Genomic DNA, 22451 nt, shown 5'->3' with positions numbered 1-22451 from the left:
ACGGATGTTCGAGTGGCGCGCGCCGGCATTACATGGGTGGCTCGACGGTCGCGCGGCGCTCCCCCAGCGGCTGATGCGTGGGCGAGGACGGAGCGACGACGCCCATCGAGACGATGTACTTGAGTGCGGCGTCGACGGTCATGTCGAGCTCGATCACTTCGCTCTTCGGCACCATCAGGAAGAAGCCGGACGTCGGGTTCGGCGTGGTCGGCACGTAGACGCTGACGTGATCTTCCTTCAGGTGGTTGACCACGTCGCCGCCAGGGATGCCCGTCAGAAACCCGATGGTGTAGGACCCTTTGCGCGGGTACTCGATGAGCAGCGCCTTGCGGAATGCGTTTCCGCTCGACGACAGCAGCGTATCGGACACCTGCTTGACGCTGGTGTAGATCGGACCGACGACAGGAATGCGCGCGACGATCACTTCCCACCAGCCAACCAGCTTCTGCCCAACGAAGTTCTGCGTCAATAGACCGACGACGAAAATGAACGCGAGGGTCAGCACGGCGCCGAGTCCGGGCAGGCGGAAGCCGAGCAGCCGCTCCGGCTGCCACGAATGTGGCAGCAACAGCAGCGTCTGATCCATCGTGCCGATGATCAGCCCGAGCACCCACAACGTGATGGCAAGAGGCACCAGCACCAGAAGGCCCGTCAGGAACACCGATTTGAGCGTCGTCTTTTTCGTCGTCATGTGTATCGTCAGAAATCCGCACGAACCCTTTGCGCGGCGTCTACTTCACCGTGGAGCGCCGAACCGGCTATGCGCCCGAGCTGCTTGCCGCGGCGGGCGCTGCCGCGGGTGCCGCCGCGGGCGCGCTCGTGGAAGCCGCGCTGTCGGACGAAGCCGTGTCCGGCTTGCTCTCGGCCTTGCCAGCCGATGCGTCCGAGCCGTTGCTGTTGCCGGAAGCTCCGGCCGAATTGCCGCCGCGGAAGTCCGTGACGTACCAGCCCGAGCCCTTCAGCTGGAAGCCGGCGGCTGTGACCTGTTTGCGAAACGCATCGGCTCCGCACTCCGGGCATTGCGTCAATGGGGCGTCGCTCATTTTTTGAAGCACGTCCTTCCCGAAGCCGCATGACTCGCAACGATAAGCGTAGATCGGCATGATCTTGTCCCTACAGAAATCTTTTGAACGCTTGGTAGGGTAGCCCCCTTTCCTCGCGGAAAAGGGGCCCCCTAGGAACTGTACGTGCGAGTTTCCCCGCATACAGCTCGAGCCTACAAAGCAAAGCCCTGCTTACGGCAGGGCCGGCTTAGTTACAACCGTACCACGTGCATGAACCTGCTGATGACAGTGAGGGTGGAGCAATACCCGATTTGACAGAGCGTCCGAGCCTCCATGCATCCGATATTCAAGATGATGGTCATGCCAGCCCGTGTCCTCAGTCAAGGCGCAGCCGCAGTGTGCGCAAAGCCCACTCTGTGACATGTACAACCTCGCCCATTGCTTCCGGTAGCGCATTAAGTCCCACATGCGATCCTGTCGCAACTTCTCGCTGTATTGCTCCCACGTTGGATCAAAGGGGTTGAATTCGCCTTGAATCTTCGTGGGGTACCGGATCGTTGTACCACTTAGCGAGTACAACTCTTGTATCGTCCTCGTACCATCCTCACGAACGACAGGGACACCAAACACCCACTGCCGACTCCCAACCGAGTGAAAGTACTTCGCTCTCACCCACGCAGTTGTCTTCTTCGGGTGCCTTCGCTTAGACCACCGCAAGAGCCTGCCAAAGATCAGATACTCCATGCGGCTGTACGTCTGCTTGGCTGAGACGCGATGGTGATACTGCGCCCATCCGCGCAACAATGGGTTCAACAGGCGAATCAGATTCGCTTGCGTGACCGTCTTGTTGCTGCTGATCGTATCCGCCACCTTGCGGTAAAACGCATGCGCGTTCTTCCGACTCGGCTTGATGAGGAGCGTTCCCGAGTACTTCCGGAAATGCCACCCAAGGAAATCGAACCCGTCATCTATATGCGTGATCTGCGTTTTCTCCTCCGAGAGTTGCAGACCTCTAGCTGCGAGGAATGCTTCCACCCAAGGTCTGACTTCCTGTTCCAGTATCTCTTTCGAGACACCAGTGATCACGAAGTCGTCCGCATATCGCACCACGTTGACTTTCAGGCCCTTCGCCTTCCCGATTCCGAACTTCACACGCAGGTGTGTTATCAGGTCCCGTTCCAGCCCGTTCAGCGTCACATTTGCCAGCGTTGGGGAGATAATCCCTCCCTGAGGCGTACCGGCTTCAGTCGCCTGAAGCTGACCTTGATAAATCAGGCCAGCTTTCAGCCACTTCCGGAGGATCGCCCTGTCCATTGGGACATGGGTCACCAGCCAGTCATGGTTGATGTTGTCGAAGAACCCTTGGATATCGGCTTCCAGTACCCATCGGGACGAATCCTTCCGGGATGTGCAAACACGTATCTGGGCCATGGCGTCAGCCGTAGAGCGGTTGATCCTGAATCCATACGAATTCGGGTCGCTCGTCGACTCAGCCACAGGCTCAAGGGCCAGCAGATGCAGGGCTTGCATCGCCCTGTCCCGCATGGTCGGAATGCCCAGAGGGCGCTCTTTCCCATTGGCCTTTGGGATAAAGACTCTCCGTAAGGGCAGAGGCTCATATCCGCGCCGCTTCAACTTGCCGATGGCTGCCCACCGACTCTCAGGCGAGTCCCAAAGTTCACAATCGACACCAGCCGTTCGTGCACCCTGGTTCTGCGTAACACGTCGCACCGCATACAACTTTGCGGACAACGTGCGGGTCAACATCCGTTGCAGGGCTTTCACCCGGCGCCAGTCGCTTTCCCGCGTCGCCTTCGCAATTCGAATCTGCATCCCTCTCACGTTCCTTTCTACCCGACGCCAATCTACGGCGTACCAGTTGTCAGGCACGTGGGAAAGCGCAGACCCAGTCTTTCGACCAGATACTCTCATGCTGCTCTCCTACCTTGGATTAGATCCCCGGCAGAAGGCGCATCTCCCCCAGCGGGGAAGACACACCCCGCTGGGGAACAACAGAAAACCTCAACATGTGCGCGAGCGCCCACGTCTCGGACAAACACTTCAATACGGGCGCATGCACCCGCATCTAACCAAGTCACAGAGGGTAGTCAGCCGTCTTGCGACGGTAGACCAGACGGAAGTCTGCCCGCTTTCGCGTGGGATGATGTTCCAATCCCTATCCGGACCATTACAGCCCGGCATTCGCTTGCTCCGTCCTCCCATACCTGCACAATCCACAGCGTCCCTTGCGGTTCGCCTGCCCGCCAGAATGCGCGGGCAACCGTACAGGCTTACCACGTTCCCGGCATGTCACACGACTGACTTAGGCTCTGCCTCTCCCCCGGTGGTTTAACGACGACGTAACCCGAGCTTTGAGCGAGTTATCCAACCACACACCTTTTGGTTGATGCCGTAGCAGCTTCAGCACCACAATTCTTACGAGGTTTATCAGCAGTTCACATACGTTAGCCATATCAGCCAGCTTAAGGTCTCAACCCCCTCGCTGCTGGGAGAATCCAGGCGCGAATCTCACGATTCGCACCCACCGGTTAACCCGGGACCTATTGTCAGAGAAGCTTCATACCCCACCGTTGCCAGTGACGCATGTCCTCCTAAGCTACTGCTGGTCGTACAGCAGGTCCTCTATCTGTACCCGAGGGTTCAGAGTGGACAATGACACACCGAGCTATACGCTCATGTCGGTTCGCGAAATCCCTTGCCGCGGAAGGCGCAGGAAAATGCATACAACACCCCACCCAGTCGGCGGAGGTGAAGCCGCTGACAGGGCGGAAACCTGACGGTAATCAGGTCAATGCAATGCAAGGTCTCGGAGGATGTGACATACCGAGCCTCGTTGGAACGAGATCCGGCATACCCGTACCGAGTCTCGCTTCGCTAACACAGATGCCCCACTTCTGAGCAGTTGCGTCGAGGGACTCGCGCCCCTTCCCGATGCTCCGCGTGACACCTTCGCGGTCGGTTAAGCTCGTACTGACGCCTCCTTTACCGCTAGTCGATGTCCCTTACGTTGGGACTACCCGGACACGAGCGTGCGTGTCGCACCAAAGCCTTGAATTATAGCCGCAAACGATGGGCCGCCCCGGAATTCCAGGGGAAACGGCCGGCATAGCCATAAACCACATAAATGAGGGCGATATCGCCGCGAATCAAGCCCCTGTTGCGCCGCTCCGACGCCACGTCAGCCAGCGCTCCCGGCCGGCAAAGACGGCGATCGAATCGTTGACGGGATCATCTTCCACCAGCTCGAAATGGGGCTTGAGCAGTGCGTCGAGGTCGGCGCGCTCGATGCCGAACGGCGGCCCCTTCGGCGTCGCGCCGATGAAGAAAAAACCGGCGAGCAATCCGCCAGCCGGCAACAGAGCGGCCATGCGCGCCACATAGTCGTCGCGACGCGAAGGAGGCAGCGCGCACATGAACGCCCGCTCGTAGACCCAGCCGGGTTCGAAAGGCGGCTGATACGTGAAGAAGTCGGCGACTTCCACGACGTCGGCATGCGCGCCCAGTTGGGCGCGCGCGGCTTCGACCGCGTTGGGCGCGAAGTCGATTGCGCGAACCGGCCAGCCCCGTTCGGCAAGCCACCACGCCTCGTAGGCGCTCCCGCAGCCAGGAATCAGCACGGGCATCGGCGAGTGCCGCTCGACGAACGCCTTGAACGATGCCGGCACGCCCGCCTGATCCCACGGCGTGTAGCCGCGCTCGAAGCGCTCGTCCCAGAAGCCGGGCGCATTCGGATCGCGGTTTTCGAAATCCGGCGCACCGGAAGGAACAGTTGGCCTGGAGTGGCTCATCGGCACACCTCGAAACGGGGAGTTCAGTAGCCGCCGTACGCGATGGACAGCCACGCGCGAGCCAGCATCGCACCGACACCGACGGCCACGCCGAACATCAAAAGCCCTTGCAGCAGGCGGTTCGTGCGCTTCTGTTCAAGCAGGATCTGGCGGATGGTTTCGTCGTTGATGCCGCGCTGCTGCACGTCGTGACGCTGCGCCAGCACGTGATGAATCAGCCGCGGCAATTGCGGAAGCGTCTTGCTCCATTGCGGCGCCTCGATCTTGAGCCGCTCGTACCAGCCGCGCATGCCGACCTGCTCGTTCATCCAGCGCTCGAGATACGGCTTCGCCGTCTTCCACAGGTCGAGCTCGGGGTCGAGCGAACGGCCCAGCCCTTCGACGTTGAGCATCGTCTTTTGCAGCAGCACCAGTTGCGGCTGGATTTCGACGTTGAAGCGGCGCGACGTGGAGAAGAGCCGCATCAGCACCTGGCCGAGCGAGATGTCCTTTAGCGCGCGGTCGAAATACGGCTCGCAGACCGCTCGGATCGCGCTTTCCAGTTCTTCGACGCGCGTCGTCGGCGGCACCCAACCGGATTCGAGGTGCAGCGTCGCGACGCGGTGATAGTCGCGCTTGAAGAAAGCGAGAAAGTTCTGCGCGAGATAGTTCTTATCGAAGTCCGACAGCGCGCCGATGATGCCGAAGTCCAGCGCGATATAGCGCCCGAAATGCACGGGATCGAGACTCACCTGAATGTTGCCGGGGTGCATGTCCGCGTGAAAGAAGCCGTCGCGGAAAACCTGCGTGAAGAAGATCTCGACGCCCTCGCGCGCCAGCTTCGGAATATCCACACCCGCCGCGCGCAGCGTATCCACCTGGCTGATCGGCACGCCGACCATGCGCTCCATCACGAGCACATTGGCCGCGCAGTATTCCCAGTACATCTCCGGCACGAGCAGCAGATCGAGGCCCGCGAAATTGCGCCGCAACTGGCTGCCGTTCGCCGCCTCGCGCATCAGGTCGAGCTCGTCGTGCAGATACTTGTCGAATTCCGCGACCACTTCGCGCGGCTTGAGGCGCTTGCCGTCCGCCCACAGGCGCTCGGCCCACACGGCGAGATCGCGCAGCAATGCGAGATCGGAATCGATCACGGGCAGCATGTTCGGCCGCAGCACTTTCACGGCGACCTGCTTGCCCGCGTGCTCGCCCGACTTCAACGTCGCGAAGTGGACCTGCGCAATCGATGCGCTCGCTACCGGCACGCGCTCGAAGTCGTCGAAGATCGAATCGACGGGCGCGCCCAGCGACTTTTCGATGATTGCGATGGCGACGTCCGAATCGAACGGCGGCACCTGGTCTTGCAGCTTCGCGAGTTCGTTCGCGATGTCCGGGCGCAGCAAGTCGCGGCGCGTCGACAGCACCTGGCCGAACTTCACGAAAATCGGCCCAAGGCTCTCGAGCGCGAGACGCAGCCGTAGCCCTGGCGGCTGGTCGAACTTGCGGCCGATCGTCGTGATACGCAGCAGCAACCGCACGCGGCGGTCGTTGATGCGGCTCAGCATCATCTCGTCGAGGCCGAACCGGATGACGGTAAAGAAGATCTTGAGGAAACGCAGGAAACGCATGACTGAGCCCGATGACTAGCGCGTGCCGCGCGACGTGGCGGCGCCGCCCGGCGCTTGCGCGCCGCGGGCTTCGACCTTCTGTTCGAGACGCTCGATGCGTTTCTCGACGCGCGCGAGCGCATCGCGGGCGCGCGCCAGCTCGGCGTTGAAGTCGTCGAGCGCCGCGCGGCGCACCAGTTGCGGGTTCTCGTCGAGCAGATATTCGGCCACCGATTCGAGCAGGTTGCGGCCCGTGCGCAGCGCATGATCGCCGACCGTACGCGCCACCGACGCGATCCGCCACGCGGGCCCGTCGCCGATCAGCTTCGCCAGGTCTTCTTCGGGCTCCCAGCGCAGATGCTCGGCGAGCTTGGCGATCACGGTCGCGAACTCCGCATCGCCTTCGATCTTCGCGTGCTTCATCACGGCCGCCTGGCCGCCTTGCAGGAACGCGGGCGCGGCATCGGCGGGCACGGAGACGGTGACGTCGTATGCGTGCGCTTCGCTTTCGTCGACGGCGCTCAGGTAGCCGTCAGGCTGAACCAGCAGGATCAGCGTGACGGGAGGACACGAGAGCCGCGCGGTCTTGCCGGCATATGGGGTGAGGCGTTCGCGCGCCCACGTTTCGCGAGCGAGCAGATGGTTGACGGCAGCAGCAAAGGGCTTGGCGGCAAAGGTCATCGGAAGTGGAAAGAGAAAACCCGCGCCGGCGACTGCCGACGCGGGTTCCTATTGTAACGTCCGTTCGCTTCGCGCCTTGCTCTGCCGAACGGCTAATCCTTGACGGAATATCAGTGATGATTCACTTGCTGGATGCCCGCGAGCAGCCAGCCTTCGCCCGTATGGGTCGACTTCGACAGATTCCAGATTTCCTCGAACGGCTCTGCCGTGCCGCCCATGGTTTCGCGCATCAGGCCATGAAAGCGCACGCTCGCGAAGTACTCGCTGCCGCGATCTCCGACGCCGAGCAGATCGGCGTCCAGCTTCACGACATCGGTCTGGTTCTTCTCTGCGCCACGCGACGCCAGGTCGACCTTCACTTCAGCGAACATTTCCGGCGTCGTGAACTCGCGGATGTCATCCATGTTGCCCGCGTCCCACGCTGCCTGCAGGCGCACGAAGTAGACCTTCGCGTTACGCAGGAACGCTTCGGAGTCGAAGCCAGCCGGAACGGCGGGCGCGGCGGCGACTTCGGGCGTCGTCAGAGGGTTGCCTTGCGGCGCGAGGTATGAGCCCGACGGCGGCGCTGTATAGCGAGGCTCCTGCGCGTAACCCGTGCCGCCCGCGTTCAGCGTCGGCGAACTGCCGGCATAAGCGGGCGCCGACGCGTCACGCTTGCGGCCGAGGAACTTGCGGATCAGCCAGATCGCGACGAACGCGATCAGCGCGACGACGATCAGGTTCGCCATCATGCCGGCGAACGCTTCCCCGAGACCGAAGTGCGACAGCAGCGCCGCGATGCCCAGACCCGCCGCGAGGCCGGCGATCGGCCCCAGCCAGCGCGAGCGGTTAGGCTGCGGCGCGGGCGTGGGCGGCGGCGTAGCCGGGCGCTGCGACTGCATGCCCTGCGCCGGCGCGCCCGGCGACTGCGAAGGCGAAGGCGACGGAGCCGTCTGCTGATGCGGCTGAGTGATGTTCGACTGGCGCCCGAAACTGCGGCCGCCGCCCATGCGTTTCGCTTCGGCGTCGAGAGAAGTCAGCGTGCCGACGGTAATCAGGCCGACCATTGCGATCAGTCCGATCCTCCTCGCCCACGACCCCTTAGTCTTACAACGAGATAACAGATTCGAATCCGACATTTTCGCAATTTCCTTTAAAAACGAGAGGTTAGGGACGCTAGTATTTGGTCCCGATATGTAAAGCTACCACGCCAGCTGACAAATTGTAATATTTGACGGCGTCGAGGCCAGCTTGTTCCATCATCGTCTTCAAAGTTTCCTGGTCCGGATGCATACGAATTGATTCAGCCAGGTAGCGGTAGCTGTCGGCGTCCTTCGCGAAGCGGTCGCCGAGCCACGGCAGCACCTTGAACGAATAGACGTCGTACGCCTTTTTCAGCGGGTCCCACACTTTCGAGAACTCCAGCACGAGCAGCCGCCCGGCCGGTTTCAGCACGCGGCGCATCTCCGCGAGCGCCACGTCCTTATGCGTCATGTTACGCAAGCCGAATGCCACGGTGACGACATCGAAGTAGTTGTCCGGAAACGGAATCTTTTCGGCGTCGCACAGCAGCGTCGGCGTAATGATGCCCTTGTCGATCAGCCGATCGCGGCCGACGCGCAGCATCGATTCGTTGATGTCGGTGTGCCACACTTCGCCCGTCTCGCCCGCCTGCTTCGCGAACGCTTTCGACAGATCGCCCGTCCCGCCCGCGATGTCGAGCACCTTGTAGCCGGTCCGCACGTTGGCCTGCGCGATCGTGAATGCCTTCCACGCGCGGTGCAGCCCGCCCGACATCAGGTCGTTCATCAGGTCATAGTTGGAAGCGACCGAGTGGAACACACCCGCCACTTTCTTCGCTTTTTCCTGTTCATCGACTGTCTGATAGCCGAAGTGGGTATTGGTCATCGCGCTTCGTCCTTTCGCGTATTCATTCTGAAAATTGTTTCGCTGCATCCCCGCGGATGGCCGCCCCGCGGATGGCCGCCCCGCGGATGGCCGCCCCGCGGATGGCCGCCCCGCGGATGGCCGCCCCGCGGATGGCCGCCCCGCGGATGGCCGCCCCGCGGATCGTATCAGTGTCTGTGGCCGTGCGCCGGGCTGGATACAGGCATCGGCGCGTCCCGGTCGACACCCGCTGCCTTAAGTTTGTCGAAATACTCCGCCCAGAGTTCGTCCTGACGGGTCGCGAGCTCCCACAACAGGTCCCACGAATAGATGCCCGTGTTGTGGCCGTCGGAGAACGTGGGCTGTAGCGCGTAGTTGCCGACGCCTTCGAGCGCGGTGATCGTCACTTCGCGCTTGCCCGTCTGCAGCGTTTCCTGGCCGGGGCCGTGGCCGCGCACTTCCGCCGACGGCGAATAGACGCGCATCAGCTCGAATGGCACGCGGTAGCTCTTGCCGTTCGCATATTGCAATTCGAGCACCCGCGATACGGCATGAACGACGACGCCGGCGGGCACCGGCGTATCGGATTTCAATCCACTCATGATGACCTCAGGCGAGAGCTTGTTCGATTTCCCCGCGTACGGCTTCGCGCAGCAGCGTCGCCTGCGCGCGGCGCTGGGACAGCATCGTTTCGGATACCGTCCGCTGGCGCGGCGCCCAGATGGGCAGCGGGAAATGCGCGTCGTTGGAGAAGCGCGGGATCACGTGCCAATGCACATGCGGCACCTGGTTGCCGAGGCTCGCCAGGTTCACCTTGACGGGTTGCAGAATGCGCCGGATCGCGCGCTCGGCCGCGTAGACCACGCGCATCACGTGGTCGCGCTCCCCATGGCCGAGGTCGGAGAACTCGGCCACGTGCCTGTTCCAGATCACCCGACAAAAGCCGGGATAGTCGTGTTCATCGGCGAGGACGACACGTAATGTGTCGTCCTGCCACAGTACGTCGCCGCCATCTTCACGGCAGAAAATACAGTCCATCGTCGACCTCGAGCGAAACGCCATATCGTGCCATTAGACCAGCACGCGCTCGATTCCGCCATTGTTCGCGCGCTGGACGTAGTCGGCCATCCAGTTTTCGCCGAGCACGTGCCGCGCGATTTCGACGACGATGTAGTCCGCTTCGACGTTCGCGTCTTCGTTGTAGCGCGACAGACCTTGCAGGCAAGACGGGCAGCTCGTCAGGATCTTGACGTCCGCTGCGCCGTTCGCGCCGGCTGCGCCGTTCGGCTGCGGACCGTCGCCCGCCTTCAGCACCGAACCCGGCTGAGCACCCGCCGCGCCCGCCGCCGCGTTCGCCATGTTGATCGCGTTAGCGCCCGCGTCGGCCACGACGGGAATGCCGCGCAGCTTGGCCGCGCCCTTGCGGATTTCCTCTTCCTTGCGGAAGCGCACCTGCGTCGAAATATCCGGACGCGTGACGGCCAGCGTGCCCGACTCGCCGCAGCAGCGATCGTTCTTCTCGATCCGGTAGCCGTCGTTCTTCTCGGAACCCATCAGTTCGTTGACGAGCTTCACCGGGTCGATCGTCTTGATCGGCGTGTGGCACGGGTCGTGGTACATGTAGCGCGTGCCCTTCACGCCATCGAGCTTGATGCCCTTCTCCAGCAGGAATTCGTGGATGTCGATGATCCGGCAGCCCGGGAAGATCTTGTCGAATTCGTAGCCGGCCAGCTGGTCGTAGCACGTGCCGCACGACACCACCACCGTCTTGATGTCGAGATAGTTCAGCGTGTTCGCGACGCGGTGGAATAGCACGCGGTTGTCGGTGACGATCTGCTCGGCCTTGTCGTACTGGCCCGAGCCGCGCTGCGGATAGCCGCAGCACAGATAGCCCGGCGGCAAAACAGTTTGCACGCCTGCTTCCCACAACATCGCCTGAGTCGCGAGACCGACCTGCGAGAACAGACGCTCCGAGCCGCAGCCAGGGAAGTAGAACACCGCTTCCGAATCGACGGACGTCGTCTTCGGATTGCGGATGATCGGGACGATCTTGTTGTCCTCGATGTCGAGCAGCGCGCGCGCCGTTTTCTTCGGCAGATTGCCCGGCATCTTCTTGTTGACGAAGTGGATCACCTGCTCGACGACGGGCGGCTTGCCCGTCGTTGCGGGCGGATGGGCCGTCTGCTTCTTGACGATCTTCTTCAGCACTTCGTTGCCGAGGCGCTGCGCCTTGTAGCCGACGCCCATCATCGCGGTGCGCGCGAGATTGATGGTCTGCGGATTGGTCGCGTTCAGGAAGAACATGCCCGCCGCGTTGCCCGCGTTGAACTTCTTCTTGCCCATCTTGCGCAGCAGGTTGCGCATGTTCATCGATACGTCGCCGAAGTCGATCTTCACCGGGCACGGCGTCACGCACTTGTGACACACGGTGCAGTGATCGGCGACGTCGTTGAACTCGTCCCAGTGCTTGATCGACACGCCGCGGCGCGTCTGCTCTTCATACAGGAACGCTTCGACCAGCAACGATGTGGCGAGAATCTTGTTGCGCGGGCTGTACAGCAGGTTCGCGCGCGGCACGTGCGTCGCGCAGACGGGCTTGCACTTGCCGCAGCGCAGGCAGTCCTTCACCGAATCGGCGATCGCACCGATATCGGACTGCTGCATGATCAGCGACTCGTAGCCCATCAGCCCGAACGACGGCGTGTACGCGTTGCGCAGGTCGGCGCCGTCGAGCAGCTTGCCCTTGTTGAAACGCCCTTGCGGATCGACGCGCTGCTTGTACGCGCGGAATTCGCCGATCTCGTCTTCCGTCAGGAATTCGAGCTTCGTGATGCCGATGCCGTGCTCGCCGGAGATCACGCCATCGAGCGAACGCGCGAGCTTCATGATGCGCGCGACCGCCGTATGCGCGTCCTGCAGCATCTCGTAGTTATCCGAGTTGACGGGGATGTTCGTGTGAACGTTGCCGTCGCCCGCGTGCATGTGCAGCGCGACGAACACGCGGCCGCGCAGCACCTGCTTGTGAATCGCCTGCGCCTCGTCGAGGATCGGCTTGAACTCGCCGCCGTTGAAGATCTGCCGCAGTTCCGCGCGGATCTCCTGCTTCCACGACACGCGAACCGTGCGGTCCTGGACGATGTGGAACACGTTCGCGCCCGGTTGATCGTCGACGCGGTCCGCGAATTTCTCCGCAAGACCCGCATAGCCGAGCTGCACCAGATAGTGCTGCGCCTCGCGCAACGACAGATCGAGCTTGTCGCGCAGAAATTCCCAACGCTTCTTCACATGGCCGAGCAGTTCGAGCGCCTGCTGCACGCGGTCTTCGAGCAGTTCGGCGCTCGGAATTTCGTTCGCGTCGTCGGTCTTGCCGAGGGGCAGCTTGCCGCTGCGGAAGAATACTTCGAGCGCGTCGACCAGTTGCAGCTTGTTCTTGATCGACAGTTCGATGTTGATGCGCTCGATGCCGTCCGTGTACTCGCCCATCCGGTTGAGCGGAATCACGACGTCTTCGTTGATCTTGAACGCATTGGTGTGCTTCGCGATCGCGGCAGTGCGGCTGCGGTCGAGCCAGAAGCGCTTGCGGGCCTCGGCGCTCACGGCGACGAAGCCCTCGCCGCTCTTGCCGTTGGCCATGCGGATCACTTCCGACGTCGCGGTGGCAACGGCATCGGCATCGTTGCCGACGATATCGCCGATCAGCACCATCTTCGGAAACGCGTTGCGCTTGCTCTTTGTCGCGTAGCCGACGGCGCGCAGATAACGCTCGTCGAGGTGCTCGAGGCCCGCGAGAATCGCGCCGCCCTGCTTCGACGTTTCGAACAGGTAGTCTTTGATTTCGACGATGCTCGGAATCGCCTCGCGCGCCTGGCCGAAGAACTCCAGGCAGACGGTGCGCGTATGCGCAGGCATCTTGTGCAGCACCCAGCGCGCCGACGTGATCAGGCCGTCGCAGCCTTCCTTCTGGATGCCCGGCAAACCAGCGAGGAATTTATCGGTAACGTCCTTGCCTAGCCCTTCCTTGCGAAAGCGCCGGCCTTCGATCTCCAGCAGTTCGGTGCGCAAGAGCTTTTCGCCCGGCGCGTGTTCGCCGTCGAACCACTTCAGTTCGAAACGCGCGACGGAAATGTCGTGAATCTTGCCGAGGTTGTGGTCGAGCCGCGTGATTTCCAGCCAGTTCCCTTCCGGGTCGACCATGCGCCACCACGCGAGATTGTCGAGCGCCGTGCCCCACAGCACGGCCTTCTTGCCGCCTGCGTTCATCGCGACATTGCCGCCGATGCACGATGCGTCGAGAGAAGTCGGATCGACGGCGAACACATAGCCCGCCTGCTCGGCCGCTTCCGTCACGCGGCGCGTGACGACGCCCGCGCCGGAAAAGATCGTCGGCACCTTGTGCGCGACGCCGGGCATTTCCGTCAGTTCGACCGCGCCGAGCTGTTCGAGCTTCTCGGTGTTGATGACGGCTGAGAACGGCGTGAGCGGCACCGCGCCGCCCGTGTAGCCCGTGCCGCCGCCACGCGGAATCACCGTCAGGCCGAGTTCGAAGCACGCCTTGATGAGGCCGGCGATTTCGGCTTCCGTATCCGGCGTGAGCACGACGAACGGATATTCGACGCGCCAGTCGGTCGCGTCCGTCACATGCGACACGCGCGAGAGGCCATCGAAGCGGATGTTGTCCTTCTGCGTCTGGCGTCCCAGCACTTTCGTCGCGCGGCGGCGCAGGTCGGCCATCTTGTCGAACTCGCCCGCGAAGGCATCGACGGCGCGGCGCGCGGCGGCGACCAGCGTTTCGACGCGCGCGGCGCGACCGACGCCCGCTTCGTCGCCATGTTCGGTCAGATCGGCGCGGCGGCGCTTTTCGATTTCAGTGAGACGGTGATTCAGCGCCTCGATCAACAGCGCGCGGCGCTTCGGGTTGTCGAGCAGGTCGTCCTGCAGATAAGGATTGCGGCGCACGACCCAGATGTCGCCGAGCACTTCGTACAGCATGCGTGCCGAGCGGCCCGTGCGGCGCTCCGTGCGTAGTTCGTCGAGCGCGGCCCAGGCTTCGTCGCCGAGCAGGCGAATGACGATTTCGCGGTCGGAGAACGACGTGTAGTTGTATGGGATTTCGCGCAGACGCGGTTCGGTATCGGCGACGACGGTAGCGGCGGCGCCGTGCGGATCGAAAACTTGAGGTGCGTTCATGTTTGGACGACTCGGTAGGTCAGCTACGCGCGCTCATCGATCATTCGGCGAAGAGGCGTGCTGACGGTGCGCGTGGGGCGCAATGCTGGAAATCTTTCTAGTGTGCGAAGCCTCGACGGGCGGCCTGTGCCCGGGATCGCCGGGGACATGGCGAGAACGTAGATGGCCGGTCGCGTCGCTCAGATACAGCTACACGATCGTGCATGCCGCACGTGCCGCTGCGCCGCGGGGCGAGCTTCACGCGGGACGGGCATCAAATGGGCGATCCGAGGCTGCCAATGCATCATCTGATCCTTTTCCAAAACAAGATTCTACCGCATCATCCGCGCGCGCGTTGACGCCAGGATGTCCGCGCGACAAGCCTTTGCGCGTTGGCTTGCCAGAATTCGCCACGAAACCGCCAGCCGGCGACGCACTCGAAATGCAGCGTCGCCCGCATCAGACGGCACGCGATTTTCCGACCGTCCGGTCGGCTGGCCGGCAGCATCAATGAGGCGAAAGCCCACGGCCGAATGCCGGATCAGGTGCGTCGGGGCGGGCCGTTGGCGCTATCATTGATCTTTTCCCGTCCAATAAAAGCGCATCGCGCGTGATCCGCATGGCTTCCCACGACTATCTGAAGAAAATCCTCACCGCCCGCGTTTACGACGTCGCGCGTGAGACCGAACTCGAACATGCGCGGAATCTGTCCGCTCGGCTGCGCAACCCGATTTATCTGAAACGCGAAGACAACCAGGCCGTCTTCTCGTTCAAGCTGCGCGGCGCGTACAACAAGATGGCGCACATTCCCGCCGACGCCCTCGCGCGCGGCGTGATCACGGCTTCGGCGGGCAACCATGCGCAGGGCGTCGCGCTGTCGGCGGCCCGCATGGGCGTGAAGGCGATCATTGTCGTGCCCGTGACGACGCCGCAAGTGAAGGTCGATGCCGTGCGCGCGCACGGCGGGCCGACCGTCGAAGTCGTGCAGGCGGGCGAATCGTATAGCGATGCTTACGCACACGCGGTGAAGTTGCAGGAACAGCAAGGCTTGACGTTCGTGCATCCGTTCGACGATGAGTACGTGATCGCCGGCCAGGGCACGGTCGCGATGGAAATCCTGAGCCAGCATCAGGCGCCGATTCACGCGATCTTCGTTCCCATCGGCGGCGGCGGTCTCGCGGCGGGCATCGCGGCGTATGTGAAATCGGTGCGCCCGGAGATCAAGGTGATCGGCGTGCAGACCGACGACTCGTGCGCGATGGCGCAATCGCTGAAGGCGGGCAAGCGCGTGACGCTGAACGAAGTCGGCCTGTTCTCGGACGGCACGGCCGTGAAGCTTGTCGGCGAAGAGACCTTCCGCCTGTGCCAGGAGTATCTCGACGACGTGCTGACGGTCAACACCGACGCGCTGTGCGCCGCGATCAAGGACGTCTTCCAGGACACGCGCAGCGTGCTGGAGCCGGCGGGCTCGCTGGCCGTCGCGGGTGCGAAGCAGTATGCAGAGCGCGAGGGCATCGAGAACCAGACGCTGATCGCCGTCACGTCCGGCGCGAACATGAACTTCGACCGCATGCGCTTCGTCGCGGAACGCGCGGAAGTGGGCGAGGCGCGCGAGGCCGTGTTCGCCGTGACGATTCCGGAAGAGCGCGGCAGCTTCAAGCGCTTCTGCGAGCTGGTGGGCACGCGCAGCGTCACCGAATTCAACTACCGTATTGCGGACGCGAAGTCCGCCCATATTTTCGTCGGCGTGCAGATCCGCAACCGCAGCGAGTCGGCGCAGATTGCGGGCGCGTTCGAGGCGCACGGCTTCGCGACCGTCGATCTGACGGGCGACGAACTGTCGAAGCAGCACATCCGCTACATGGTCGGCGGGCGCTCGCCGCTCGCGCACGACGAGCGCCTGTTCCGCTTCGAGTTTCCCGAGCGGCCGGGCGCGCTGATGAAGTTCCTGTCGTCGATGGCGCCGAACTGGAACATCAGCCTCTTCCACTACCGGAACCAGGGCGCGGACTATAGCTCGATCCTCGTCGGCATTCAGGTGCCGTCGGCGGAAGACGCGGAATTTGCGCGCTTCCTCGCGACGCTCGGCTATCCGTACTGGGAAGAGACGGCGAACCCGGTGTATCGACTGTTCCTCGCCTGACGCATGTCCATTGACGCATGGCCTTTTCGCTGAACGACAAGCTGGTGGTGGCGATTTCCTCGCGCGCGCTGTTCGATTTCGAGGAAGAGAACCGCGTGTACGAGGAAGGCGATCTGCGCGCATACGAAGGGCTGCAGCGCGAACGGCTGAACGTGCCGGCCAAGCCCGGCGTCGCGTTTGGGCTGATTCGCAAGCTGCTCGCGCTGAATGCGGGCGCGCATCGCGTGGAAGTGGTGATACTGTCGCGCAGCGATCCCATCAGCGGGTTGCGCGCCTTCAGCTCTTGCCGCGAGCATGGGCTTGCGATCGAGCGCGGCGTGTTCACGCGCGGCCGCGCGCCGTTTGCGTATTTGAAGCCGTTGAATGCGTCGCTGTTTCTGTCCGCGAATCAGGACGACGTGCGCGACGCGCTCGCGGCAGGATTTCCCGCTGCGCGCGTTTTACCCGAATCGGCGAAAATGGCGAGCAAGTACCCGGACGAAATCCGTATTGCGTTCGACGGCGACGCCGTGCTCTTTTCCGACGAAGCCGAGCGCGTGTTTCAGAGCGATGGCTTGCGGGCATTCGTCGGTCATGAGATCGACAATAAGGATCTGCCGCTCGCCGACGGGCCGCTGAAACCTTTGCTGCAGGCACTGCATCGCTTGCAGACGCTGGCCGACGAAGCCGCGCCGATGCACATTCGCACGGCACTCGTAACGGCGCGCTCGGCGCCCGCGCATGAGCGGGCGATCCGCACCTTGATGGCCTGGAACATTGAAATCGACGAAGCGATGTTTCTTGGCGGGCTCGACAAGAGCGCCTTTCTGCGCGAGTTCGAGCCGGATTTTTTCTTCGACGATCAAATTCGCCACTGCGAATCGGCCCGTGACGTGACAGCGATCGGGCATGTCGTGAGTGGCATCGTGAACGCATCATGACACCCGAACAATCTCCGCTGGGCAAACCGGCCACTTATACCGAACAGTACGACGCAACGCTGCTTTTCCCGATCGCGCGGAAAAATGCGCGCGACCAGATCGGCATCGGCGCGACCTTGCCTTTCTTCGGCACGGACATCTGGAACGCGTATGAGTTGTCGTGGCTCAACGCACGCGGCAAGCCGCAGATCGCGATTGCGACTTTCTATATTCCGGCGGATTCGCCGAATATCGTCGAGTCGAAATCGTTCAAGCTATATCTCGGGTCTTTTGCACAGACTTCATTCGATTCGATCGACGTCGTGCGCGATGCCATCAAGCGCGATGTGTCCGCCGCGTGTGGCGCTTCGGTGTCGTTGCATCTCTATCCGCCCGCGGAGTTTTCGAAGCTCGGGCTCGACGAGTTCGAAGGGACTTCGCTAGACCGGCTCGATCTCGATGCGGAGATTTATCAGCCGGATGCCGGTTTGCTGAAGGCCGCGCTCGATGAAGCGCCTGTCGAGGAGACCTTGTTCTCGAATCTGCTGAAATCCAATTGCCCGGTGACGGGTCAGCCCGATTGGGGCTCCGTGCAGATTCATTACGTCGGGCCGCAGATCGATCACGCTTCACTGCTTCGGTACATCATTTCTTATCGGAACCATACGGGGTTCCACGAGCAGTGCGTCGAGAAGATCTTTACCGATGTGCTGAAGGTTTGTCAGCCGGTGAAGCTGGCCGTGTATGCGCGCTATACGCGGCGCGGCGGGCTCGATATCAATCCGTTCCGCACGAATTTCAATCTGCCGATGCCGGATAATTTGCGCACTGCAAGGCAGTGAGTTTTTTTCTGTCTGCGACGCTGTTTGTTTTTTTGTTTTTTGTTTTTTGCTGGCATCCGCGTTAGCGCCGCGAGGCGCTAACGCGGATGCCAGCGATAAGGGCAAACAAAACCTCAAGCCGCAGGCTTCTTATAAGCAACGCAATCCACTTCGACCTTGCAGTCGATCACCATCGACGAAACGACACACGCGCGCGCGGGCGGATTCGCGCCAAAGTATTCCTTGAACACCTTGTTGAAGGATGCAAAATCGCGCGGATCGTCGAGCCACACGCCACAACGCACGACGTGCTCAGGCCCGTATCCCGCCTCGGCCAGAATAGCGAGCACGTTCTGAATCGCCTTGCGCGATTGATCGACGATCCCGCCGTTGATCACTTCGCCGTTCTCCATCGGCGTCTGCCCCGACACGAACAGCCAGCCATCCGCTTCGACCGCGCGCGCGAACGGCATCACCTGACCGCCCGTGCCCTTGCCACCTTCAACGCCATAACGTTTCATCGTTCAACTCCTGTCACGTAAGCGCGTTCGCACCCAATGCGAACGCATCAATCGAAATTCAAAACGCGTCGGACAACGCGGCGCGCGATGCCGCCGTCGCTCCACGCGCGACGAACTTGCCCGCGCGCTCGCCCGTCGGCGTGCCGTCGAGATATGACAGCACGCCATTCACCCACACCGCGTCGATGCCATCGGCGGCCTGCCGCGGCTTGTCGAACGTCGCCGCATCGCGCACGCGCGCCGGGTCGAACAGCACGAGATCGGCGTGATAGCCGATATGCACTTCGCCGCGTTCCTTCAAACCGAAGCGTCGCGCCGACAGGCTCGTCATCTTGCGGATCGCTTCTTCGAGCGGAATCAGCCGCTGGTCGCGCGCGTAATGTCCGAGCACGCGCGGGAACGCGCCCCACAGACGCGGATGCGGCAACGGATCGTTCGGCAAGCCATCGGAGCCGACCATCGTCGCCGGATGCGAGAGGATGCGCCGCACATCGTCCTCGGACATGTTGTGATACACGGCGCCCGCCGGCTGCAGGCGCTTCGCGGCTTCCTGCTGCGTCACGCCCCACTCGGCCGCGATGTCCTTCACCAGCTTGCCCGCCATCTCGGGATGAGGCGTCGACCACGTGATCGTGATGTCGATATCGCCCGTCACCTGCTTGAGGTCGAGCGTCGACGAACTGCGGTTGTACGGATAACAGTCGCAACCCACGGGATGCAGCCGGCGCGCGCCTTCGAGCGATCCGAGCACCTCGACGCTGCGCCCCCAGTTCGACGGCCCCGCGCACTTCAGATGCGAAATGACCACGGGCACGCGCGCGTGCTTGCCGATCCGATACGCCTCGTCCATCGCGTCGAGAATTGCGTCGAACTCCGTGCGCATGTGCGTCGTGTACAGCGCGCCCGCCACTGCGAGCGGCTCAGCGAGCGCCATCACTTCTTCAGTCGGCGCGGCGAATGCCGAGCCATACGCGAGCCCTGAGCTCAAGCCGAGCGCACCGTTCGCGAGCGCCTCTTCGAGCTGCGTGCGCATGCCGTCGATTTCCTGCGGTGTCGCCGCGCGATCGAGCCGGTCCATATGGTTGTTGCGCAGCGCCGTGTGCCCGATCAGCGCGCTCACGTTCACCGACGGCTTCGCCGCATTCACCGCATCGACATACGCGGCGAAGGTCGGATACTGGAACGCATCGCGCTCGCCGAGCAGGTTCATCGGATCGGGCGGATCGCCGTTCAGCGACACGGGCGACGCGCTGATCCCGCAGTTGCCGACGATCACCGTCGTCACGCCTTGAGTGATCTTCGGCAGCATTTGCGGCGAGCGGATCACATGCGTGTCGTCGTGCGTGTGAACGTCGATGAAGCCTGGCGCGAGCGCACGTCCGTTAGCCTCGATCACTTCTTCGGCCAGCCAGTTCGACAGATTGCCGATCGCGACGATCTTCCCATTGCGTATCGCCACGTCGCGCTCGACAGGCGGCGCGCCCGTGCCATCGTACAGTTGCGCGCCGACGATCAGCGTATCGGCGGCTTCGGGATGCGAATGCATGGATCAGTCTCCTAGCGGTTGTCGGTCGCCGCCGCCGCAATGCGCATCGAGCGCATGCTTCATGCGGCGCAGCAGTTCGCGGCTCTCGTCGCCCAGACTCAGGGCCAGTTCGGTGACGAGCACGTCGAGCGCCATCATCATCGCGTAGCGCGACGACGACGGCTTGTAGATGAAATCGGTTTCGAACGCGACGATGGGGATCAGCCAGTCAGCGAGCTTCGCAAGCGGCGACGCGGGCGCCGTCACCGTGACGAGCGTCGCGCCGTAGCTGCGCGCGATGCGGCAACTGTCGACCATCTCCGGCACGCGGCCCGTCGTCGAAAGCGCGATCACGACGGTGTCGCGCGATACCGTCGATGCCACCATGCGTTGCAACAGCCCGTCCTGATACGTCGCGACCGGCCGGCCCAGACGCACGAGCCGAAAGCGCATTTCGTCGGCGAGCGCGGTCGAGCCGCCGCCCATGCCGAACACGTAGATCATCCGCGCTTCGCGCAAGGCGGCAGCGGCTTGCGCAATGGGCGCCTGGCACAGCAGGTGATGATTGTGCGCGAGCGCCGTCTGCAACTCGTCGAACACGCGGGTCGCGAGCGGCTCGGGCGTGTCGGGCTGCGCGCCCGCCTGCAGAAAGCGCTGGCCGACGGCGGCCGCCTGCGCGAGCCGCAGTTTTAGTTCGCGCACGTCTCGACACCCAACCGCTTTTGCAAAACGCGTGACCGTCGCGACGCTCACTTCCGCCCGCTCCGCCAACGCGCCGATGCTGGCGCGCGATGCGCCCATCAGATCGTCGAGGATCAGCGCCGCCACCTTGCGCTCCGCCGAGCGCAACTCGGGCGCGCATTCGGCAATGCGCGCGACGATGTCGAAGGCAACGGGTTCGGCTGTGGAATTCATGGCTCGCGCGCACCACGCAGCGCCGGTAACATCGGTCGCCGGATGCGTGGTACTAAATAACATTTCATCAATCATCCTACTTTCGGTAACATGTGAAAGTCAACTTCGATTCGATTTAACTGGATGATGGAGCAGCGTGACATGAAAGTTACAAACTATCAGGGAGCGACGATCGATCCTTATAGCAAGGGCTTGGGCAATGTGCCGGGCACGAGCATCCAGCTTGCGGACGCAGCGCGTCTCGAATGGAATCTGCTCGACGAGGACGTGAGCCTGCCGGCCGCCGTCCTGTACGCGGACCGCATCGAGCACAACCTGAACTGGATGCAGAAGTTCGTCGCCGAATACGGCGTGAAGCTCGCGCCGCACGGCAAGACGACGATGGCGCCGCAACTGTTCCGTCGTCAGATCGAAACGGGCGCATGGGGCATCACGCTCGCGACCGCGCATCAGGTGCGCGCCGCGTATCACGGCGGCGTCTCGCGCGTGCTGATGGCGAACCAGCTGATCGGCAAGCGCAACATGCTGATGATCGCCGAGCTGCTGAGCGATCCCGACTTCGAGTTCTTCTGTCTCGTGGATTCCGTCGAAGGCGTCGAGCAGCTCGGCAAGTTCTTCGGCTCGGTGAAGAAGCAGTTGCAGGTGCTGGTCGAACTCGGCGTGCCGGGCGGCCGCACGGGCGTGCGCGACGAAGCGCAGACCAGCGCCGTGCTCGACGCGATCACGCGTTATCCGGATTCGCTGAAGCTCGCGGGCATAGAACTGTACGAGGGCGTGCTGAAGGAAGAACAGGAAGTGCGCGACTTTCTGCGCAGCGCCGTCAAGCTCACGCTCGAACTGTCCGATCAGGGCCGCTTTGCGCGCACGCCCGCCGTGCTGTCGGGTGCGGGTTCGGCGTGGTACGACGTCGTCGCGGAAGAGTTCGCGAACGCTTCACGCAAGGATCGCATCGAGATCGTGCTGCGTCCGGGCTGCTATCTGACGCACGACGTCGGCATCTATCGCAAGGCGCAGACGGACATCTTCAAACGCAATCCCGTCGCGAAGCGCATGGGCGAAGGCCTGTTGCCCGCGCTGCATCTGTGGGCCTACGTGCAATCGATTCCCGAACCGGACCGCGCGATCATCGGCCTCGGCAAGCGCGACTCGGCGTTCGACGCTGGCTATCCGGAGCCCGCGAAGCACTACCGTCCGGGCACGCAGGCGCCGCGCGACGTCGCCGCTGACGAAGGCTGGGAAATTTTCGGCATGATGGATCAGCACGCGTATCTGCGGATTCCCGCAGGCGCCGATCTCAAGGTCGGCGACATGGTCGCGTTCGACATATCGCATCCGTGCCTGACGTTCGACAAGTGGCGTCAGGTGCTCGTGCTCGACCCGTCGTATCGCGTGACGGAAGTGATCGAAACGTTCTTCTGATTTTTTTCGATCGGTTCTTCAACCGGTGCTTCGACTGGTGCTTCGATTGAGGCGGCGCTGCGCGACACTCGCTACGTGTCGCGGTATACGCCGCTC

General features: G+C 62.7%; 18 protein-coding genes. 4 read left to right on the top strand and 14 right to left on the bottom strand.

Translation table 11 applies throughout. From position 1 onward, the window contains the following. Positions 1-28 precede the first annotated feature (28 nt). The 11 genes from AB4Y32_RS02215 to AB4Y32_RS02165 all read right to left on the bottom strand — a co-directional run bounded on the left by AB4Y32_RS02215 (position 29) and on the right by AB4Y32_RS02165 (position 14133). Positions 29-691 carry a DUF502 domain-containing protein gene (locus AB4Y32_RS02215; protein WP_368719762.1) on the bottom strand — a complete coding sequence of 221 codons (663 nt, stop codon included), beginning with the start codon at positions 689-691 and terminating at the stop codon, positions 29-31. Positions 692-758: 67 nt separating this feature from the next. Next, positions 759-1103, bottom strand: a complete 345-nt coding sequence (locus tag AB4Y32_RS02210) for an FmdB family zinc ribbon protein (RefSeq protein WP_368719761.1) — start codon at positions 1101-1103, stop codon at positions 759-761. A gap of 132 nt (positions 1104-1235) precedes the next feature. Continuing rightward, positions 1236-2936: a group II intron reverse transcriptase/maturase gene (gene ltrA / locus AB4Y32_RS02205; protein WP_368719760.1), complete on the bottom strand. Its 1701-nt coding sequence runs from the start codon at positions 2934-2936 to the stop codon at positions 1236-1238. Positions 2937-4171: 1235 nt separating this feature from the next. After that, positions 4172-4813 carry a thiopurine S-methyltransferase gene (locus AB4Y32_RS02200; RefSeq protein ID WP_368719759.1) on the bottom strand — a complete coding sequence of 214 codons (642 nt, stop codon included), beginning with the start codon at positions 4811-4813 and terminating at the stop codon, positions 4172-4174. A gap of 23 nt (positions 4814-4836) precedes the next feature. Further along, positions 4837-6420: a ubiquinone biosynthesis regulatory protein kinase UbiB gene (ubiB, locus tag AB4Y32_RS02195; RefSeq protein ID WP_368719758.1), complete on the bottom strand. Its 1584-nt coding sequence runs from the start codon at positions 6418-6420 to the stop codon at positions 4837-4839. Between the two features lie 15 nt (positions 6421-6435). Next, complete coding sequence (locus AB4Y32_RS02190; RefSeq protein ID WP_368719757.1) at positions 6436-7080, bottom strand: SCP2 domain-containing protein; 645 nt, start codon at positions 7078-7080, stop codon at positions 6436-6438. A gap of 110 nt (positions 7081-7190) precedes the next feature. Continuing rightward, the gene (locus tag AB4Y32_RS02185; protein ID WP_368719756.1) at positions 7191-8198 is read right to left on the bottom strand and encodes a Tim44 domain-containing protein; all 1008 of its coding nucleotides are present in this window, start codon (positions 8196-8198) and stop codon (positions 7191-7193) included. Positions 8199-8235: 37 nt separating this feature from the next. Beyond that, positions 8236-8967 (bottom strand): bifunctional demethylmenaquinone methyltransferase/2-methoxy-6-polyprenyl-1,4-benzoquinol methylase UbiE, encoded by a 732-nt coding sequence (ubiE, locus tag AB4Y32_RS02180; protein ID WP_368719755.1) that lies wholly within the window; start codon positions 8965-8967, stop codon positions 8236-8238. Positions 8968-9134: 167 nt separating this feature from the next. Continuing rightward, the gene (locus AB4Y32_RS02175; RefSeq protein WP_368719754.1) at positions 9135-9548 is read right to left on the bottom strand and encodes a gamma-butyrobetaine hydroxylase-like domain-containing protein; all 414 of its coding nucleotides are present in this window, start codon (positions 9546-9548) and stop codon (positions 9135-9137) included. A gap of 7 nt (positions 9549-9555) precedes the next feature. Next, positions 9556-9984: an HIT family protein gene (locus tag AB4Y32_RS02170; protein WP_368719753.1), complete on the bottom strand. Its 429-nt coding sequence runs from the start codon at positions 9982-9984 to the stop codon at positions 9556-9558. Between the two features lie 33 nt (positions 9985-10017). Next, positions 10018-14133: a DUF3683 domain-containing protein gene (locus AB4Y32_RS02165; protein WP_368719752.1), complete on the bottom strand. Its 4116-nt coding sequence runs from the start codon at positions 14131-14133 to the stop codon at positions 10018-10020. A gap of 598 nt (positions 14134-14731) precedes the next feature. Between AB4Y32_RS02165 and ilvA the strand changes: the two genes are divergently transcribed. The 3 genes from ilvA to queF are packed head-to-tail and all read left to right on the top strand — an operon-like array spanning position 14732 to position 17996. Further along, positions 14732-16255, top strand: coding sequence for a threonine ammonia-lyase, biosynthetic (gene ilvA, locus AB4Y32_RS02160; RefSeq protein WP_368719751.1), 1524 nt, complete (start codon positions 14732-14734; stop codon positions 16253-16255). Between the two features lie 17 nt (positions 16256-16272). Then, on the top strand, positions 16273-17175 hold the full coding sequence (locus tag AB4Y32_RS02155; RefSeq protein ID WP_087734098.1) for a 5'-nucleotidase: 903 nt from the start codon (positions 16273-16275) through the stop codon (positions 17173-17175). After that, complete coding sequence (queF, locus tag AB4Y32_RS02150; protein WP_368719750.1) at positions 17172-17996, top strand: NADPH-dependent 7-cyano-7-deazaguanine reductase QueF; 825 nt, start codon at positions 17172-17174, stop codon at positions 17994-17996. The genes AB4Y32_RS02155 and queF overlap by 4 nt, the downstream gene beginning before the upstream one ends. A 113-nt stretch (positions 17997-18109) precedes the next feature. On the opposite strand, the gene AB4Y32_RS02145 is transcribed toward queF, so the two are convergent. From AB4Y32_RS02145 to AB4Y32_RS02135, 3 genes are read right to left on the bottom strand one after another with little or no spacing between them, the layout of a single operon-like run. Then, positions 18110-18496 carry a RidA family protein gene (locus AB4Y32_RS02145; protein ID WP_087734100.1) on the bottom strand — a complete coding sequence of 129 codons (387 nt, stop codon included), beginning with the start codon at positions 18494-18496 and terminating at the stop codon, positions 18110-18112. A 58-nt stretch (positions 18497-18554) separates the two neighbouring features. Continuing rightward, complete coding sequence (locus tag AB4Y32_RS02140) at positions 18555-20042, bottom strand: amidohydrolase family protein (protein ID WP_368719749.1); 1488 nt, start codon at positions 20040-20042, stop codon at positions 18555-18557. Positions 20043-20045: 3 nt separating this feature from the next. After that, a complete protein-coding gene (locus AB4Y32_RS02135; RefSeq protein WP_368719748.1) occupies positions 20046-20936 on the bottom strand; it encodes a MurR/RpiR family transcriptional regulator in 891 nt (296 codons plus the stop codon). Between the two features lie 141 nt (positions 20937-21077). Between AB4Y32_RS02135 and AB4Y32_RS02130 the strand changes: the two genes are divergently transcribed. Further along, positions 21078-22355: an amino acid deaminase gene (locus tag AB4Y32_RS02130; protein WP_368719747.1), complete on the top strand. Its 1278-nt coding sequence runs from the start codon at positions 21078-21080 to the stop codon at positions 22353-22355. The last annotated feature ends 96 nt before the right edge of the window (positions 22356-22451 follow it).

Origin of the sequence: Paraburkholderia phymatum (genome assembly GCF_040965635.1) — a bacterium.
GTDB classification, from domain to species: domain Bacteria; phylum Pseudomonadota; class Gammaproteobacteria; order Burkholderiales; family Burkholderiaceae; genus Paraburkholderia; species Paraburkholderia phymatum_B.
Note: the sequence above shows the minus strand (reverse complement) of the source record. Positions and strands in the feature narration are given on the sequence as shown.

Coding starts and splice junctions, on each gene's coding strand:
- AB4Y32_RS02215 (WP_368719762.1), bottom strand. CDS start 691: ATGACGACGAAAAAGACGACGCTCAAATCGGTGTTCCTGACGGGCCTT.
- AB4Y32_RS02210 (WP_368719761.1), bottom strand. CDS start 1,103: ATGCCGATCTACGCTTATCGTTGCGAGTCATGCGGCTTCGGGAAGGAC.
- ltrA (WP_368719760.1), bottom strand. CDS start 2,936: ATGAGAGTATCTGGTCGAAAGACTGGGTCTGCGCTTTCCCACGTGCCT.
- AB4Y32_RS02200 (WP_368719759.1), bottom strand. CDS start 4,813: ATGAGCCACTCCAGGCCAACTGTTCCTTCCGGTGCGCCGGATTTCGAA.
- ubiB (WP_368719758.1), bottom strand. CDS start 6,420: ATGCGTTTCCTGCGTTTCCTCAAGATCTTCTTTACCGTCATCCGGTTC.
- AB4Y32_RS02190 (WP_368719757.1), bottom strand. CDS start 7,080: ATGACCTTTGCCGCCAAGCCCTTTGCTGCTGCCGTCAACCATCTGCTC.
- AB4Y32_RS02185 (WP_368719756.1), bottom strand. CDS start 8,198: ATGTCGGATTCGAATCTGTTATCTCGTTGTAAGACTAAGGGGTCGTGG.
- ubiE (WP_368719755.1), bottom strand. CDS start 8,967: ATGACCAATACCCACTTCGGCTATCAGACAGTCGATGAACAGGAAAAA.
- AB4Y32_RS02175 (WP_368719754.1), bottom strand. CDS start 9,548: ATGAGTGGATTGAAATCCGATACGCCGGTGCCCGCCGGCGTCGTCGTT.
- AB4Y32_RS02170 (WP_368719753.1), bottom strand. CDS start 9,984: ATGGACTGTATTTTCTGCCGTGAAGATGGCGGCGACGTACTGTGGCAG.
- AB4Y32_RS02165 (WP_368719752.1), bottom strand. CDS start 14,133: ATGAACGCACCTCAAGTTTTCGATCCGCACGGCGCCGCCGCTACCGTC.
- ilvA (WP_368719751.1), top strand. CDS start 14,732: ATGGCTTCCCACGACTATCTGAAGAAAATCCTCACCGCCCGCGTTTAC.
- AB4Y32_RS02155 (WP_087734098.1), top strand. CDS start 16,273: ATGGCCTTTTCGCTGAACGACAAGCTGGTGGTGGCGATTTCCTCGCGC.
- queF (WP_368719750.1), top strand. CDS start 17,172: ATGACACCCGAACAATCTCCGCTGGGCAAACCGGCCACTTATACCGAA.
- AB4Y32_RS02145 (WP_087734100.1), bottom strand. CDS start 18,496: ATGAAACGTTATGGCGTTGAAGGTGGCAAGGGCACGGGCGGTCAGGTG.
- AB4Y32_RS02140 (WP_368719749.1), bottom strand. CDS start 20,042: ATGCATTCGCATCCCGAAGCCGCCGATACGCTGATCGTCGGCGCGCAA.
- AB4Y32_RS02135 (WP_368719748.1), bottom strand. CDS start 20,936: ATGAATTCCACAGCCGAACCCGTTGCCTTCGACATCGTCGCGCGCATT.
- AB4Y32_RS02130 (WP_368719747.1), top strand. CDS start 21,078: ATGAAAGTTACAAACTATCAGGGAGCGACGATCGATCCTTATAGCAAG.